The following is a 14,790-nucleotide window of genomic DNA, read 5'->3' as shown; positions in this document are numbered from 1 at the left end:
TACTACGTTAAGCCAAGGCAACCGTTGTACGGCTACATTTTTACTAGTTCTACGCGTCGATTCTTGGCTTTATGTTCTTCCGAATCATTCGGTACTAACGGTTTTTGTGCACCATATCCGACGGCTTTCAAGCGGGAAGGATTGGTGCCGGACGCGACTAATGCCTGTAGTACAGTTTTAGCCCGATCTTCCGACAGCTTCTTGTTGTGGTCCGCATTGCCGGTATCATCGGTATGCCCTTCGATGCTAAGCTTAAGGCCTTTATCGCTGTTGAGGACTTTCTCGATTTCCTTCACTGCTTCCTGTCCCTCTGGTTTCAACGTGGCCTTGTCGACATCAAAGTTAATATACAGGACCGCTTTTCCTTTTTCCGCCAGCTGGCTCTGGATTTGATCGGCTTTCAGCAGGGTAATGGTTTGCTTGAACGCTTCCTTTTGCAGGATATTGAGTTTACCGGAAGCACTGTTCCCGCTGAGCTGAATATAGATGTCGCCACCATCCACCCGGCGAATTACGTACACTTTTATGTTTTCTTCGGTATAACCGATCGAGCCATCTTCGCCTAAGTAAGGGGCCTGATTGTGGTAACGCTCGTATTCTGCACTGGTAATTTCACCATCAAAGACCTTGACGCCACCCACTTTAGTGATGGCGTCATCGTAGCTTTTTTCAAAATAGGGCAGTGACCACTCCTCCGTGCTACCCGGCTGCGTAACGATATAACTCTTCCAGACTTTTCCTTCCAGCGGCGTCATGACACCGTTTAATGCAAAGAACAATTTGTCAAAAGACCGCTGGACGGGCTTGTTTTGTTCGGCTAAGCCCTTGGGAAGGCTAAAAAAGGGAAAGGCTTCGAGGGGATGAGTAGATACCGGAAGGGTACTCACATCAAAAGGTTTGGCAGTCGCTGTACCCGAGGGCTCGGCTTTGGGCTCCGTTTCATTGGATTGGACGGCCTCGGTAGCTTTCTCATTTTCCTTACCGGACTTCTGGCAGGATGTACTTGAAATAATCCACCCAAAGCAAGCCAGCAGAAGCAGTGATTTGAAGGATCTGATCATAAGCGGTTGTACGTTTAGCGTCTGTTAAAAGAAAAAAGGTTGAGCGTGGCGGCAGTGTTGAGGATTAGCCAAACACCGCGTCTTTTAATCGGCGGTAATTTGGGCCTTACCGGAGTAGTAATGCAAGCCTAAGCGGACTATCGGCAAAATAGGAAAGGTATCCTGCCGATAGTCTGGACCAGCGGTTCGGGCGATCATTCGTTTAGTCCTGATTGGTAGCGACCACTGACTTTTGATCCTGTTTCCTGCAAAAGGTAAAACGACCCAGGATCATTTTCTGCTTTTCGCCGGCTAACTTACTACCGTCTGGCTCGAAGGTGAGTAGATGTGATTACCCCGGATTTACTTCCCCAGGAAAGCCTTTAAAAATGACGGAATGTCAAGGCGTGAAGTTTGGATTTCCCAGTGTTTAGCTTTTCCCGAAGTCAACATTTGTACGGATAATAGAATAGCAGGAAGTGACCTTAGGGTAAGGTTACCCAAAAGTGTTTAAGCGTTAATCCAGAAGATATTTACTCGGAACTTTAGCCAGTTATAACCGATGACGGTTCACCTTCTAATGAGGTAGGGGTAGAGTAATAGGGTCGAATCTATACGCTCATTCAATTTTGCTCAATCTTGTTATTACACCGCATCCGCCTTTTCCACAATCACTGCCCCCTTTTCTACCCGCCAGTTCTCCTGAAAAATCATGGTATCCTCTACGTCGATGTACTTCATTACGGCATTCGGGCCCTGTAGCGTCAGGTAGGCGAAGCCGTTGTAGCTCACATCCCGACGGCGAAGACGAGTCCGGATGCGGTCGTCCATGAAGTAGATTGGATCGTGAGTTTCGGGGGCTTTGAGTTCTACGGGCATACCGCCGTGGCCGATGCAGCGGCCGTGTACGGTCAGGCTGTTTTTCAGTTCCTGCGTATGATAAATCACCATGCGATGTTCGTGTCCGTAAATCCACGCGACGGGACGGTTGGCTTCGCCCAGAATCTCGCGGAGCTGCTCACCGGGCTTGGGAAAGGCATTTCTGAACACCGAAAAAACGGGATGGTGACTCAGAAAAATAAGGCCGCGGCTATCGCTGGCATCACCCATTTTTACCTGCTCCCGTAACCATTGCACCTGCGAATCTTTCAGCCGACAGTCCGGTGGGTTGATGATTTCCATGATCGGATTTCGTACGGAGGTATAACCCGTATCCAGTCCAATGATCCGCCAGTGATCGTTTTCCATACAGAAAAATCCCGCCTTCTGCGAAACGCGTACACCCGCCTGATCGACGCCCATGCGGGGAAGCAATTCTTCAAAGTAACCACGACCGTTGGAGTACATCTCATGATTCCCCGACAGAGCCAGACTGCCCTGCGTACCCCAGGGCCAGGAAGCATCCGGATTCAGAAAGTTGGCCCGTATCTCTTTCGGAGCCCCGACGAAATAGACGTCTCCCAGGTGTAAGGTATAGTCGGCCTGATACCGGGCTACCAGGCGTCCCACCAGATCGGATTCAATGGTATCCGTGGCCCAGTCGGAAAGCAGGGCCAGGGTCGCATCGTTTGGAATTTGATACACACCCGAATCCCCGTCCTTGGGATACGACTGATACGGATAGCGTTTCCCGAATCGACTTTTAAAATAATGGTAGACGAAACCGAAGAAATTCGACCAGAAAAACTGCCGGAGTTTATAAGTGACGGTATCCGTTGGTACTACCTCTTCCTCAAACTCATTTTGCAGGGTTTTGAGGTGGTTTTCTACCTTGTTATGACTCAGATTAACGTATTGCTTGCTGGAACGCACGGATGATCAGTTTTGCAGAGAAACATTTCTTTAGAAGAATTACCAAAAGCCAGCGAAGATGTTTTCACATGAGAAAATCTTAATAATAAAAAACGTCCCTTCCGGTGAGAAAGGGACGTTTTTGTACGCAAATCAAAGGACTAGCTCTCCAGCGGTGGAATCCGCAGTACCTGACCGGGATAGATCAGATCGGGATCTTTCAGCATGGGCTTGTTAGCTTCAAAAATGACGGGGTATTTCATGACATCGCCATAAAACTTACCCGCAATTTTAGAGAGTGAATCGCCTTTTTCTACGGTGTGATACTGAGCCTCGGGTTTCGGAGCCGTCACGCGGATGCGGTTGTCTACCTGTTCTACGCCGGTGACATTACCCACGGTCAGGGCAATTTTTTCAGCGTCTTCCTGCTTGTCTACTTCGCCTTCCAAAACAACTGTTGAACCAGCAGTTTTGATCGTCAGGTTTTTGTAGGTCAGACCCAGGCTTTTTACTTTTTGTAACAAAGCTCCGGCACGCAGCGGTTCTACTTCTTCCGGCTTGGCCTGAGCTACTTTGGTTTCTTCATCTTTACTACCAAAGAGGTTTTCGCCGACCCCCTTCATGAATGAAATCAGTCCCATAAGGATTGAGAGTTAAGGTTGAATATAAGTGAGTATTCCTAGAAATATGGAAAATGTCATTCCAGCACATCTTCAGATCAGGAACGGGCGAAAAGTAAGTATTTTTCCGGAAACTATTGAGGAATTACTGCCAAATTCCCAAGCGGTACGAAATCAACAACTCGTTGCCCCGCCAGAAGGATAAGCGTTGATTCCGTAAATCGCCGAAAATCAGTACGTCTTCTGAGGTAAGCGAGGGGACTTTCGCCAGCTGAGGCAACGAAGTTTTTAACGAATCTCCTTGACAGGCACAGGGCATCCGTTGCCGGAATTCGTTGAGGATCATTAATAAAGCTTTGGTGTCTTCAACTTCATTTTCCCGATTATTCTCAATTTTTTGCCGTACGCGTCGCAGGTAATTTTCGTAAAAAGGCTCAAACTCAAAGCGGAGCATGGGGAAATCCCGCAGAAATACCGCCGCGTTTTTGTACAGTTGAAAGTGGGGAGGATCGACAAAACCCACAAAATTTCCGCCCCATATTAATTGATAGTACGGCGTCAATTCCCCAATGGCCTCGTAGGGACCCGCGTTACGGACCAGGCGGCCCCGCCGGAAAAAGCCCAGGTCAGCAGCCAGTCCCAGCTGGTGAAACGAAATGGGAGCCATACTACGGCCTCGCCCCAACAGTTTGGTCTGTAATTCCGCACTTCGCAGGTCGGAAATCACTTTTATTTCATAATTCGGCAACTGACGACGCAGCGAATCCACGAGTGAATCCCGGCGAGTCAGAAATACTTCACGCGTGGTATTGAGCAGCCAGGACCAGCGATCGTACAGATAAATGGGCTCGTCGGTTGCCGAAGCGAGGTACGTGTGCCGTTGTATACTGTCTAAAGGTGTAGTGGGGGAGCCTAGCGAGTCCGCGATTGAACCCGTCCGATGCGAACCCAGAAACCGAACCGTACCTTTTTCATCCGCCACAAAGGCCAGCACGCGGTTGACGCCAATGGTTTTTTCGCGGATACTGTCCGTGCTGTACAGGGGAAGAATCAAATCATACAGGCTTAAAGCACTAACGCGTTGAGTACTGTCACAACGCAAAGCTTCCCAGCCGGGCAGGGCCTGCGGGAGTTGCCCGCAAGCCTGAAAGATAGTTCCGAAAAACAGGCAAAAGTGAATGAATCGCTTCAAATCGTTTCTTGTTCGTACTTTAAAAAAAGCTCGTAAAGCTTACGGGTAACGGCCCCCGGCTGTCCGGTTCCGATGGGTTTCTGATCAATTTTAGTAACGGGTACAATCCGTTTGGTCGATCCGGTGGTGAAAAGCTCGTCGGCCTGCAGCGTCTCTTCCAGCGTAACCGGACGCTCTTCCACCCGCATAATCTGGGGAGCAAATTGCAGGATGTGTTTCCGGGTAATGCCGCGTAACATGCCTTCGGCAGGTGTAATGAGCGTATCGCCTTTGACCACAAACACATTGGAACGGGACGATTCGGTAATCAGACCGTTTTCGTAATACAATACGTCGTCGGCTCCTATTTCGCGTTGCTTTCGTAATAAATAAATCGGCAACAGGTAATCGAGTGACTTGACTTCAGCCAGCTGACGTTGGTGTTCGACGCTCATGAAGTGCAGGCCTTCGTCCGGACTTTTGAACTCGAAGGGCTTCGGAATGACGAAGAAATTGGGCGTTTCGGCGGGAGCAAACCCATCCGGTGAATAACCACCCGTAAGCACCAGCTTCAAACCCAGCAGAGCATGCGGATTCAGACGAATCAGTTCGGCAATGATTTCGCGAAGCTGTTCCCGACTGGCGGGAATCGTCAAGCCCATCAGTTCCGCTGAACGCTCAAAGCGGTCGAGGTGGTCTTCCTGAAAAATGGGCTGACCGTCCATGGCCCGGAAAAAATCAAAAATGCCATAGGCCCGCAACAGGCCCAGGTCGGTAATATGAAGTTGGGCTTGTTCTTCGGGAACGAACGAACCGTTGACAAAAAAAGTAGCTGCCATGTTGAAGAAAGATATCGTCGGTCAAAGATAAGGATGGGATTTTTGATTCTTTCCCAAAGACTAATGATTACGTTTTGTAAGCAAGGTTTGATTAGTGTCTGGGTATTCTGTGTAGGAGTAGTTTAAAACCAACAACTTTTGATTACAGGGGCACTATATCGTTCTGCTGAGTTGGCTGGTTTTTCAGTCCGCATGGAATGCGATAGGACGGGGATCGGGTGTATGCCGTCTAATAGGGTATTCGATTGTCTTCTATGAACCTATAACTAACAACCATCAACTTTCAAAAGATGTCAGAAAATTGAAAACCTCTCCCGCCCGGAAGCCATTCCATGGCGGCAACTGAACGACCTACGGCAGCCGCAATGCGGTGGGCCAGAGGAGGCGGTCGCCCCCATGGAATGGTTAGTCGTGGAGAGGTCCAGCCTGGAAGGCTTCCGGGCTATCGAACAGCCCTGTCTATAGTACTAAACTCCGTCCAGGTGAATAACGAAATTTAGTAAAAGCAACAGGCGATGGGAATAAGCTACTAGCCCAAACAAGGCCCAGATACATTCTGGCCAACCGCTAGGTCTTCTGCATCCACTCCATAATCTGAATCACCTCACAGGCTTCCCGTACATCATGCACCCGCAGGATCTTCGCTCCTTTTTGCAGAGCAATCGTATTGAGCACCGTCGTACCGTTGAGAGCTTCGGCGGGAGGAATACCCAGTTTTTTCCAGATCATACTCTTGCGGGATAGGCCAATCAGGAGCGGTAACTGAAAAATTTGCAGGGCTTCGGACTGAGCCAGCAACTCATAATTCTGATCCGCATTTTTGGCAAAACCAAAACCGGGGTCCAGAATAATATCCTTGATGCCGGCCTGCCGGGCCAGGTGTACCCGTTGAGCCAGTTCATCGATGACCTCCGTCAGCAGGTTTTGGTATTGATTCAGACTGCCCATCGTCTGGGGTGTCCCCCGCATGTGCATGAGTACGTAGGGCACGTTGAGTTCGGCAACAGTGGTAAACATCGCCTCGTCCAGTAAACCACCTGACACATCGTTGACCAGTACTGCTCCCGCTTCAACGGCCCGGCGGGCAACGCCCGAACGGAAGGTATCCACCGAAATCAATGCTTCGGGAAAGGCTTCTAAAATGGTATCTATGGCAAGTACAACCCGACGGACTTCTTCTGCTTCCGAAACTTCGGCCGCACCGGGCCGGGTGGAGTACCCGCCAATATCCAGAAAAGTAGCCCCTGCAGACAGCATCTGCTGAGCCTGCTGGCGAATCCGATCCGGGTCTTCAAAACGGCTGCCCGCGTGGAAGGAATCGGGCGTAATATTGAGTATTCCCATCACGACCGGCTTTTCCAGTGAGACGATTCGCCCCCGGCAATTAAGGGTAAATGGGGTAGAAAGGAGTGCTTGCATGGCGTAAAATTACGATCAGAAGGGTCGAAAAAGGGCCTATCATCCAATTCTGACAACTATATAATAGCTATTCAGGAATTTTCCCGGAAATATCCAATATTGACTTTGGCAATCCGCGAATCGTGGGCTATTTTTGCGGGCAAATTTGCAATCTCCCAGTAACTACTCATATTCAATGGCAAACGCAGTCAATAAAGGTAAGATTACCCAAGTGATCGGACCGGTTGTGGACGTGAGTTTCGAAGAAGAAGGTTCGTCCTTGCCGGCAATCCTTGATGCCCTCGAAGTAACGAAACCCAACGGTCAGAAAGTCGTCCTGGAAGTACAACAGCACTTAGGCGAAGACCGCGTACGTGCGATCGCCATGGACGCGACCGAAGGTTTGTATCGGGGTATTGAGGTGCTTCACTTTGGTTCGACCATTGTAATGCCATCCGGCGATGCCATCCGTGGTCGCCTCTTTAACGTGGTAGGTGATGCCATCGACGGTATGCCACAACCCAGTGCACAAGACAGCCTCTCCATTCACCGGAACGCTCCCAAGTTCGACGAACTGGCTACTTCAACGGAAGTATTGTTCACGGGTATTAAAGTAATCGATTTGCTCGCTCCTTACGTAAAAGGAGGTAAAATTGGTCTGTTCGGTGGTGCCGGTGTAGGTAAAACCGTATTGATCCAGGAGCTGATCAACAACATTGCTAAAGTATACGGTGGTTTGTCCGTATTCGCTGGTGTAGGTGAACGTACGCGGGAAGGAAATGACCTGCTTCGCGAGTTTATTGAATCAGGCGTAATCAAGTACGGCGAAGCCTTCAACCACTCCATGGAAGCGGGTGGATGGGATCTGTCGAAAGTAGACGACGAAGCGTTGAAAGATTCCAAAGCTACGCTCGTGTTCGGACAGATGAACGAGCCTCCGGGAGCACGTGCACGGGTAGCCCTATCGGGTCTGACCGTAGCTGAGCACTTCCGCGATGGTGACGGCGAAGGTCAGGGTCGCGACATCCTGTTCTTCATCGACAACATCTTCCGCTTTACGCAGGCTGGTTCTGAAGTATCGGCTCTATTAGGCCGGATGCCTTCAGCCGTAGGGTATCAGCCCACGCTGGCTACCGAAATGGGTGCCATGCAGGAGCGGATTACGTCAACCAAGCGTGGTTCCATTACTTCCGTACAGGCCGTTTACGTACCTGCGGATGACTTGACTGACCCCGCTCCGGCAACGACGTTTGCTCACTTGGATGCTACCACGGTATTGAGCCGTAAACTTTCTTCGCTGGGTATCTATCCCGCCGTGGATCCGCTGGATTCAACCAGTCGTATCCTGAGCCCGGATGTATTGGGTGATGCTCACTACAACTGTGCAATGGCCGTGAAAATGATTCTGCAACGGTATAACGAATTGCAGGACATTATCGCCATCCTTGGTCTGGACGAATTGTCAGAGGAAGATAAACAAACGGTATCACGGGCTCGTCGCGTACAACGCTTCCTGTCTCAGCCCTTCCACGTAGCCGAGCAGTTTACGGGTCTGAAAGGCGTATTCGTTTCGATTGAAGAAACCATCAAAGGCTTCAACAAAATCATGTCGGGTGATTACGATCACCTGCCAGAAGCGGCATTCAACCTGGTAGGTACGATCGAAGACGCGGTCGTAAAAGGGGAGAAACTGCTGGCAGAAGCTTCTAGATAGTTTACAGTTTTTGGTTTTCAGTTGACAGCGAAAGCTTGGTGAGCCTTTACAGTCAACTGAAAACCGCAAACTGAAAACCGCAACGGCGGCCGCTGTAAACTCAAAACAGAAGACTGACTATGTTCATCGAAATCATTACTCCCGATAAGAAAGTTTTTGCCGGAGAGGCTACTTCGGCTTCATTTCCGGGTACGCAGGGTTCCTTTCAGATCTTAAACCATCACGCCCCCCTGGTGAGTACACTGGGTAAAGGCGAAGTGATCGTAGAATCAAAAGAGGGCCAGAAAACGTACATCGTAGATGGGGGCGTAGTGGAAGTACTCAACAATAAGATTCTGGTTCTGGCCGAAGCCATTTTATAAGAGCTGTGCTAACGTTTCGTGCGTTAGTCGCTGATAGTCCCGCAAGTTTTAAAACCTGCGGGACTATTTTTTTTGCCGTTTATCCGAAAGCGGGAATTTGGTAGTTTTGCTCCGAAAATATTTGGATGAAGTTCGGCGTTAACGAAGGTATTTTAAGTACAACATTCCATGAAAAAGCGACTACTTTTTAGTTTGATCGGGGCTCTGTTGCTCGGAGCCGTGCAGGCCCAGGTGACAGTGAAACCCCGGGTGGAAGGGCAAACGGCCGCGGATGTGTTCATTACCAAGGTAGAGCTAACCAGCCAGTTTACCATTGTGTACATGCGGTACGAAGATCCGCCACTGAATATTCAGGACCGCTGGTTGCGAAAACTGAATCCGCAAATGCAGGAGACGTCGTACAGCAACGTCGCCGTTGATCCAGAGAGCGATTTACGGGTGAATCAGAAGGGAAATTTGTACTCATTCAAGTTCATCAAGGCCGTAGGCATCCCGGTAAGACCCGATAAACGGGACGTACAGCCGGGGGACGTGATCAGTTTCGCGGTGTATTTCGAACGTCTCGAACCCGGCATGGAGGATTTTGATCTCTTCGAATGCCGGGATCGGGCAAACGGTTGGCGGTGCTGGAATTTTTATCACATTCATATTAAAAATCCAGCGGACAAAACGAAAAAGGATACAAAAGCTCCAGCGGTTGCTCAGGCCTCTAAAAAAACGCCTGAAGTCGCCACGGTGTTGCTGAGTGGTCAGGTGTACGACGCCGTAACGAAAGAACCGCTGGAAGGGAAAATCGCTGTATTGCGGGCGGGAGCGAAAGCAGATACGCTTCGAACCATTGGTAGTACGGGCGTTTTTCGGAAAAGCGTACGACCCGGAAGTTATCAGCTTTCAACGGTAGTACCGGGTTACGAAACGATGACGGCGACGGTAACGGTGAAGGATAATGCCGTAGAAAAAGACTTCTATTTACGTACGGGGAAAAGACAATCTGCACCCGCCGTTGCTCCGCCCGTAGCGACTGCTCCGGTTAAGCCAACACCTCCACCCGCGACTACATCATCGTCTATGGAAGATTTGAAAGCGGAAGTAGGCTCCAAGATTGAATTGAAGAACATTCTCTTTGAAACCGGCAAAGCCGTACTACTCATCGAATCGCAGGAAAATCTGGCTCAGGTGGTTGCGTGGATGAAGAAAAATCCGACGGTTGAAATCCGACTCGAAGGCCATACGGATGCCATCGGCGATTCGCAGAAAAACATGGAATTATCCATCGAACGGGTGGAAACCGTTAAACGGTACCTCGTCACTAATGGGATTAACGCCTCGCGTATCGAGGCGAAAGGCTTCGGTGATACGCGGCCGCTGAGTACTGCTAAAAGTGATCAGGAACGCAAGGTCAACCGACGGGTTGAACTCATCGTAACCAAGAAGTGATAGATCAGGTAGAGACGCGATTATCGCGTCTCTACTGCTTTAAAACCTTCCGATAAAGTGGTTCCCCGCAAACGCAGCGAAGGATTATAATACGGAGAGCAGGGCAGGGCCGCATCCTGGCAACTACTCCAATACCCCTTGATGCCGTGAATCACGCGGGGATCGTCCGTGGCGACGTACATTCGCTGGCCCTGTAACGGGTAGGAAGTCAGCTGAGCCGCTGGATACGCATCAGGAAATACCAGCGGACTGGCTTGCCGCTTGAAAGAGGCATACAGCAGGGCCAAACTCAATACGCCAACGATTCCAAAACGGTACAAAGCGGGGACGGCCCTTGGATAGGGAAGATACCCTACGACCAGAGCCGCGATGATGAAACCCATACCAAAGCGGAATTCCGGAGCCGTGATAAACCAGAAAGCCACTCCGGCGTACGCCGTCACCAGTACCCAAAACCAGTTGGGATACTGCATCAGAAAAGCAACCGTCTTCTTCCAGCGAAAACTGGCAAATAGCGGCCAGCCAAACAGGCATACCAGCAGCAATTGATCGGGTACGAGTTGTTGGGTAAACCAGTACGGTACCCAACTGAAATCGAATAGTCCCTGCACCGGACTAAGTTTCGTACCGCCCGAAAGATTCAGTAATCCTTGTTCAATGACGATTTTAGGTACTTTCCAGTCGAACGAAAACCAGTCGAGTAAGGGGGAAGTCGTAGGGTACAGGATATAACCCGTCAGAATTACATTGGCCGTCAGCCACCAGAGCAGCGGGAGCAGTCCTACTGCAATCAGGCGGGGCAGGAAGGCGTAATCTTTCTTGCGAAACGCATCAACGAATAAAAGAAGGGGAATGAGTAGAGCGACGAGTGTACTCATTTTGATGGTAAACGCCAGCAACGTCAGCCACACCATCAGCAGGCGTTCGGACGGATTGGCGGGGGCTTCCATTTGCCGGATCAGCAGGAAAAAAAGTAAACCCACCAGCAACTGAGCCGGGTGGTCGGGACTCGGCGAAGCGAGCCGCCAGTGCGAATGCCACAGGTACCATACCCCCAGTACTACAATGAGTACTTCACTGGGTTTGAAGCGTACGTTTCGTAAAAGGAGCAAGGCCCAGCACCAGACTACCGCCATGAGCCAGCCATTGAGCACGTGAAAGGCATCGCCCCCCAGAAATCGCAGGCTGAAAAAAGCCTCGGTCAGAAAGGACGCGTTGTTGAAGCCAAAGCGATAGTTTACGTTAGCCAGCCCCGGTACCACGGCGTATTCCGAAATCCAGCGAATCATGGGAGCGTGGTAGCCACCCGTATCCGCTACGCGGGGCAGGTGCGTTGTACGGGTCAGAATGACGAGAAAACCAAGTAAACTCACTACCCAGAAGAGCCAGGAACGCGGTAGCTGTAGTGTCCGAACGACGCTAAGCCAGTAGTTTCGACGAACCCAGCCGCCTATCAATAGTCCTGTTAATACCAACAGGTGAACCGCTTGCCCTACGGGGACCAACAGCCAGCCATAGCCCAATCCATTCATCAGACCCGCCCAGCCGAGTATTGCCAGAAAAGGAAGCGGCACCTCCAGAGAAGTACGGCCCAGTTTCTGAAAGCCCATTCGTACCAGATCTCCCGCCAGAAGACAAAGCAGCGAGATGTACAGCCAGAGCAGCAGGGTAATCAGCATGAGAAAACAAGGTTAAACCGGGGTAACACAAATGGCTGATGCAAGCACCAGCCATTGTTTAAAAATAGTACAAAGATACGCTTACTTCCGTCGGGAATCAATGACTACGCCCGCGACGATGAGCAGGATCAGGGCAATGTTGCTGATCAGATCAATCGTCATCCCGGTTTTCCAGACGGGGGGATCGAACTTGAATTCAATCGTATGCGTACCCGCCGGAATGCGTAAACCGCGTAAGAGGTAGTTCACCCGGATGTGCGGCACTTCCTTGCCATCGATGTAGGATTTCCAGTCGGTATTGCCTTTGTAGAAAATTTCCGAAAATACGGCCAGCTGTTCGCTCTTCGCCTTACTCTCGTACTTGAGTTGATCGGGTTGGTAAGCAACCAGTTGAATCGTATTTGTAGAATCGTACTGAATAGTCGTCAGACCTTTCAGATCACCCGCGTACCGTTGATCAATCACGGCCGTTTGTTTGGGATTGAGCGTTTGCAAAGCCGTCATTTCCGCATTGGCATCGGGAACCAGACGGTAATTTTGCACGAACCAGGCATTACCCAAAGCTTCGGGATTCTGCTGGGCGACGTCCTGGTTGCTCTGCGGATCGCGTTGAATAACGTACTTGGCGTTGAGCATGTTAATAACGCCCATGAAGTTTTTGGGCAACGCATACTCCATCAATTCCGAGTATCGCTTGAGTTTAGCCGCGTGGTATCCGCCCAGGGATTTGTGGAAGTACGAAGCAGTAGCATCGCTCATGAAGTTACTACGGTTATCCATGACCCGGTAACTCAGACTTTTATCCTGCAAAATCTGTTCGTCCACGGGCGAAGGAGCAATCCGCTCCTGTGCCTGCCGCTTGGTGGTAAAGTCGTCGTTATTGAAATATCGCTTGTCGATGAAGAAGAGATCGAAGTACGTTAGTGCAATCAGAGCGACGACCAGTACCATTTCTTTTACCTTGTTCGTCACGTACAACCACACCAAACCTGCTGCCAGTACGATAAAAATCAGGGTACGCAACGCATCGGCCCGAAGAATGGAACCCCGATCTTCAATCAAAGCCCGCAAAATGTCCGGACCAAATGCCGGATCGCCGAACATTTGTCCGAGCATTGTGCTCTCGTTAGGCTTACGTAGTTCGAGGATGGAAGGGCCCACCAGCCACAACAGCAGAGCCAGACCACCGGTAAGGGCAAAGCTGGCGATGAGTCCGGTTTTGATTTCGGCAAAGCTGGGCTTTCGTGTGAGTAAGACCTCGATGGCCAGCACCGCCAGTAAAGCCAGCAGAAACTGAATGATACTGAGCGTCATGGTAACCGCCCGGAACTTGTTATAGAGCGGGAAGTGATCGAACATGAAGTCACCGAAGGCCGCAAAGTTTTTACCCCAGGCAATGAACAGCATCAGGATCGTAGCTCCCAGGACCCACCATTTGATGCGATGCTGAACGATAAACATGCCCAGAACGGCCAGGAAAATCAGTACTGCACCCGCGTAAGCCGGACCACCATTGATGGGGAGATCACCCCAGTAGGTGTACATGCCATTTTCGACAATCTGCTTGGCCTGAGTCGGATCAAGTCCACGTTGTACCAGGAGTTTATACGTATCAGATCCATCCGTCAACGGTTCAACGGTAGCTCCGCCGTAGACGCGGGGAATCAGTAAAGTCAGGGTTTCTCCGACTCCATAACTGTATTCAAACGCATAGCTGCGATCCAGACCGTTTTGGGGAGCGGTAGTTGCTTCTGCCGTTGGAGCCGCCTGGCCGGGTTGGGTAGGTTTGGCCAGGGTAAGTTCGGTTTTGCCACGAGTGGTTTCTTTCGTATAGTCCAGCGTGACCAGCAAACGGCCACCGTAGCTGCCGATACCAATAGCCGCCGAAACCGCCAGGACAATACCCGTCGTGATCAGGTTTTTGAGTCGACCTTCCTTAATCTGAACCACGGCTTCCATAATAATATAGGGAACCAGGGCCAGACCGAAATAGTAGGTAATCTGTAAGTGATTCGAGGCTAGTTCCAGACAGAGAAACAAGGCCGTAACCGCTCCGCCGATCCAGTATCTGCCCCGTAAAGCCAGCATTACCCCAGCCAGAATACCCGGCATATAAGCCAGAGCGTACATTTTGGAAACGTGTCCGGCTTTAATGAAAATCATGTTGTATGAACCGAAGGCAAACGCTACGGCTCCAAGTACCGCCAGCCAACGGCGTACGCCCATGGTAGTCAGCAGTACGTACATACCCAGCATCATCAGAAAAACGATGCGGATGGTTTCGGGAATGATGAGTAAGGTAACGGCTACAGTCTTACCGACGAAGGTGTACGGGTAATCGCCGGCCACCATGTAGGCGGGCATCCCACTGAACATGGAATTGGTCCAGAGAGCCCAGCGGCCCGTTGCTTTGTAAAATTCATTGAGTTCCTGAGCACCCGCCTGGGCCTGCTGAATATCGTGCATACCCAGCACCTTGCCCTGCAAATTGGGCGAAGCGTATAGAGCAGCGAGTACAAACAGAACCAGTAGGGCGAGTAAATGAGGGAGTAACTTGCTTAGCGTGGATTTCATGCGTGCAGAGATAGAAACCACAAAAATAGAAGATACGGCAGACTGTGAAGCGTTGCAGGAGAAAAAGGTTTACTGGACGGAGACTGTAGCAGGAATAAATGTACGACGTACCCTACAGAGAACGGATGAACCAGATAGAAATCATGAGCAAGCGGAAGGGGGCAA

11 protein-coding genes are annotated in these 14,790 nt (G+C 50.4%); 3 read left to right on the top strand and 8 right to left on the bottom strand.

The window, feature by feature from the left end; translation table 11 throughout:
* Nucleotides 1–32: 32 nt before the first annotated feature.
* The 6 genes from BWI97_RS12080 to folP form a co-directional block, all read right to left on the bottom strand.
* Nucleotides 33–1,061, bottom strand: coding sequence for an OmpA family protein (locus tag BWI97_RS12080; RefSeq protein ID WP_102201185.1), 1,029 nt, complete (start codon nucleotides 1,059–1,061; stop codon nucleotides 33–35).
* 624 nt (nucleotides 1,062–1,685) lie between these two features.
* Entirely contained in the window at nucleotides 1,686–2,852 is a 1,167-nt protein-coding gene (locus tag BWI97_RS12075; RefSeq protein WP_102201184.1) for a metallophosphoesterase, read from the bottom strand.
* A 140-nt stretch (nucleotides 2,853–2,992) separates the two neighbouring features.
* Nucleotides 2,993–3,472, bottom strand: coding sequence for a peptidoglycan-binding protein LysM (lysM, locus tag BWI97_RS12070; RefSeq protein WP_102201183.1), 480 nt, complete (start codon nucleotides 3,470–3,472; stop codon nucleotides 2,993–2,995).
* A gap of 124 nt (nucleotides 3,473–3,596) precedes the next feature.
* The gene (locus BWI97_RS12065) at nucleotides 3,597–4,643 is read right to left on the bottom strand and encodes a M15 family metallopeptidase (protein ID WP_146010925.1); all 1,047 of its coding nucleotides are present in this window, start codon (nucleotides 4,641–4,643) and stop codon (nucleotides 3,597–3,599) included.
* Nucleotides 4,640–5,461, bottom strand: coding sequence for an aminotransferase class IV (locus BWI97_RS12060; protein WP_094810508.1), 822 nt, complete (start codon nucleotides 5,459–5,461; stop codon nucleotides 4,640–4,642). Before BWI97_RS12060 ends, BWI97_RS12065 begins: the two co-directional genes overlap by 4 nt.
* 567 nt (nucleotides 5,462–6,028) lie before the next feature.
* Nucleotides 6,029–6,880 carry a dihydropteroate synthase gene (gene folP / locus BWI97_RS12055; RefSeq protein ID WP_102201182.1) on the bottom strand — a complete coding sequence of 284 codons (852 nt, stop codon included), beginning with the start codon at nucleotides 6,878–6,880 and terminating at the stop codon, nucleotides 6,029–6,031.
* Nucleotides 6,881–7,055: 175 nt separating this feature from the next.
* Here folP and atpD point away from each other — a divergent pair, with 175 nt between their 5' ends.
* The 3 genes from atpD (at nucleotide 7,056) to BWI97_RS12040 (ending at nucleotide 10,372) form a co-directional block, all read left to right on the top strand.
* A complete protein-coding gene (atpD, locus tag BWI97_RS12050) occupies nucleotides 7,056–8,573 on the top strand; it encodes a F0F1 ATP synthase subunit beta (protein WP_102201181.1) in 1,518 nt (505 codons plus the stop codon).
* 119 nt (nucleotides 8,574–8,692) lie between these two features.
* Nucleotides 8,693–8,935, top strand: coding sequence for an ATP synthase F1 subunit epsilon (gene atpC, locus BWI97_RS12045; protein WP_094813947.1), 243 nt, complete (start codon nucleotides 8,693–8,695; stop codon nucleotides 8,933–8,935).
* A gap of 168 nt (nucleotides 8,936–9,103) precedes the next feature.
* Nucleotides 9,104–10,372, top strand: a complete 1,269-nt coding sequence (locus BWI97_RS12040; protein WP_094813949.1) for an OmpA family protein — start codon at nucleotides 9,104–9,106, stop codon at nucleotides 10,370–10,372.
* Nucleotides 10,373–10,392: 20 nt separating this feature from the next.
* Here the strand turns inward: BWI97_RS12040 and BWI97_RS12035 are convergent, their stop codons facing one another.
* Both BWI97_RS12035 and BWI97_RS12030 read right to left on the bottom strand, forming a co-directional pair.
* On the bottom strand, nucleotides 10,393–12,051 hold the full coding sequence (locus BWI97_RS12035; protein ID WP_102201180.1) for a hypothetical protein: 1,659 nt from the start codon (nucleotides 12,049–12,051) through the stop codon (nucleotides 10,393–10,395).
* Nucleotides 12,052–12,132: 81 nt separating this feature from the next.
* Nucleotides 12,133–14,625 carry a YfhO family protein gene (locus BWI97_RS12030; RefSeq protein ID WP_102201179.1) on the bottom strand — a complete coding sequence of 831 codons (2,493 nt, stop codon included), beginning with the start codon at nucleotides 14,623–14,625 and terminating at the stop codon, nucleotides 12,133–12,135.
* Between the last annotated feature and the right edge of the window lie 165 nt (nucleotides 14,626–14,790).

It is taken from the genome of Siphonobacter sp. BAB-5405, assembly GCF_002872335.1.
Lineage (GTDB): Bacteria > Bacteroidota > Bacteroidia > Cytophagales > Spirosomataceae > Siphonobacter.
The sequence above is the reverse complement of the archived record's forward strand: the minus strand, read 5'-3'. Positions and strand labels throughout refer to the sequence as shown.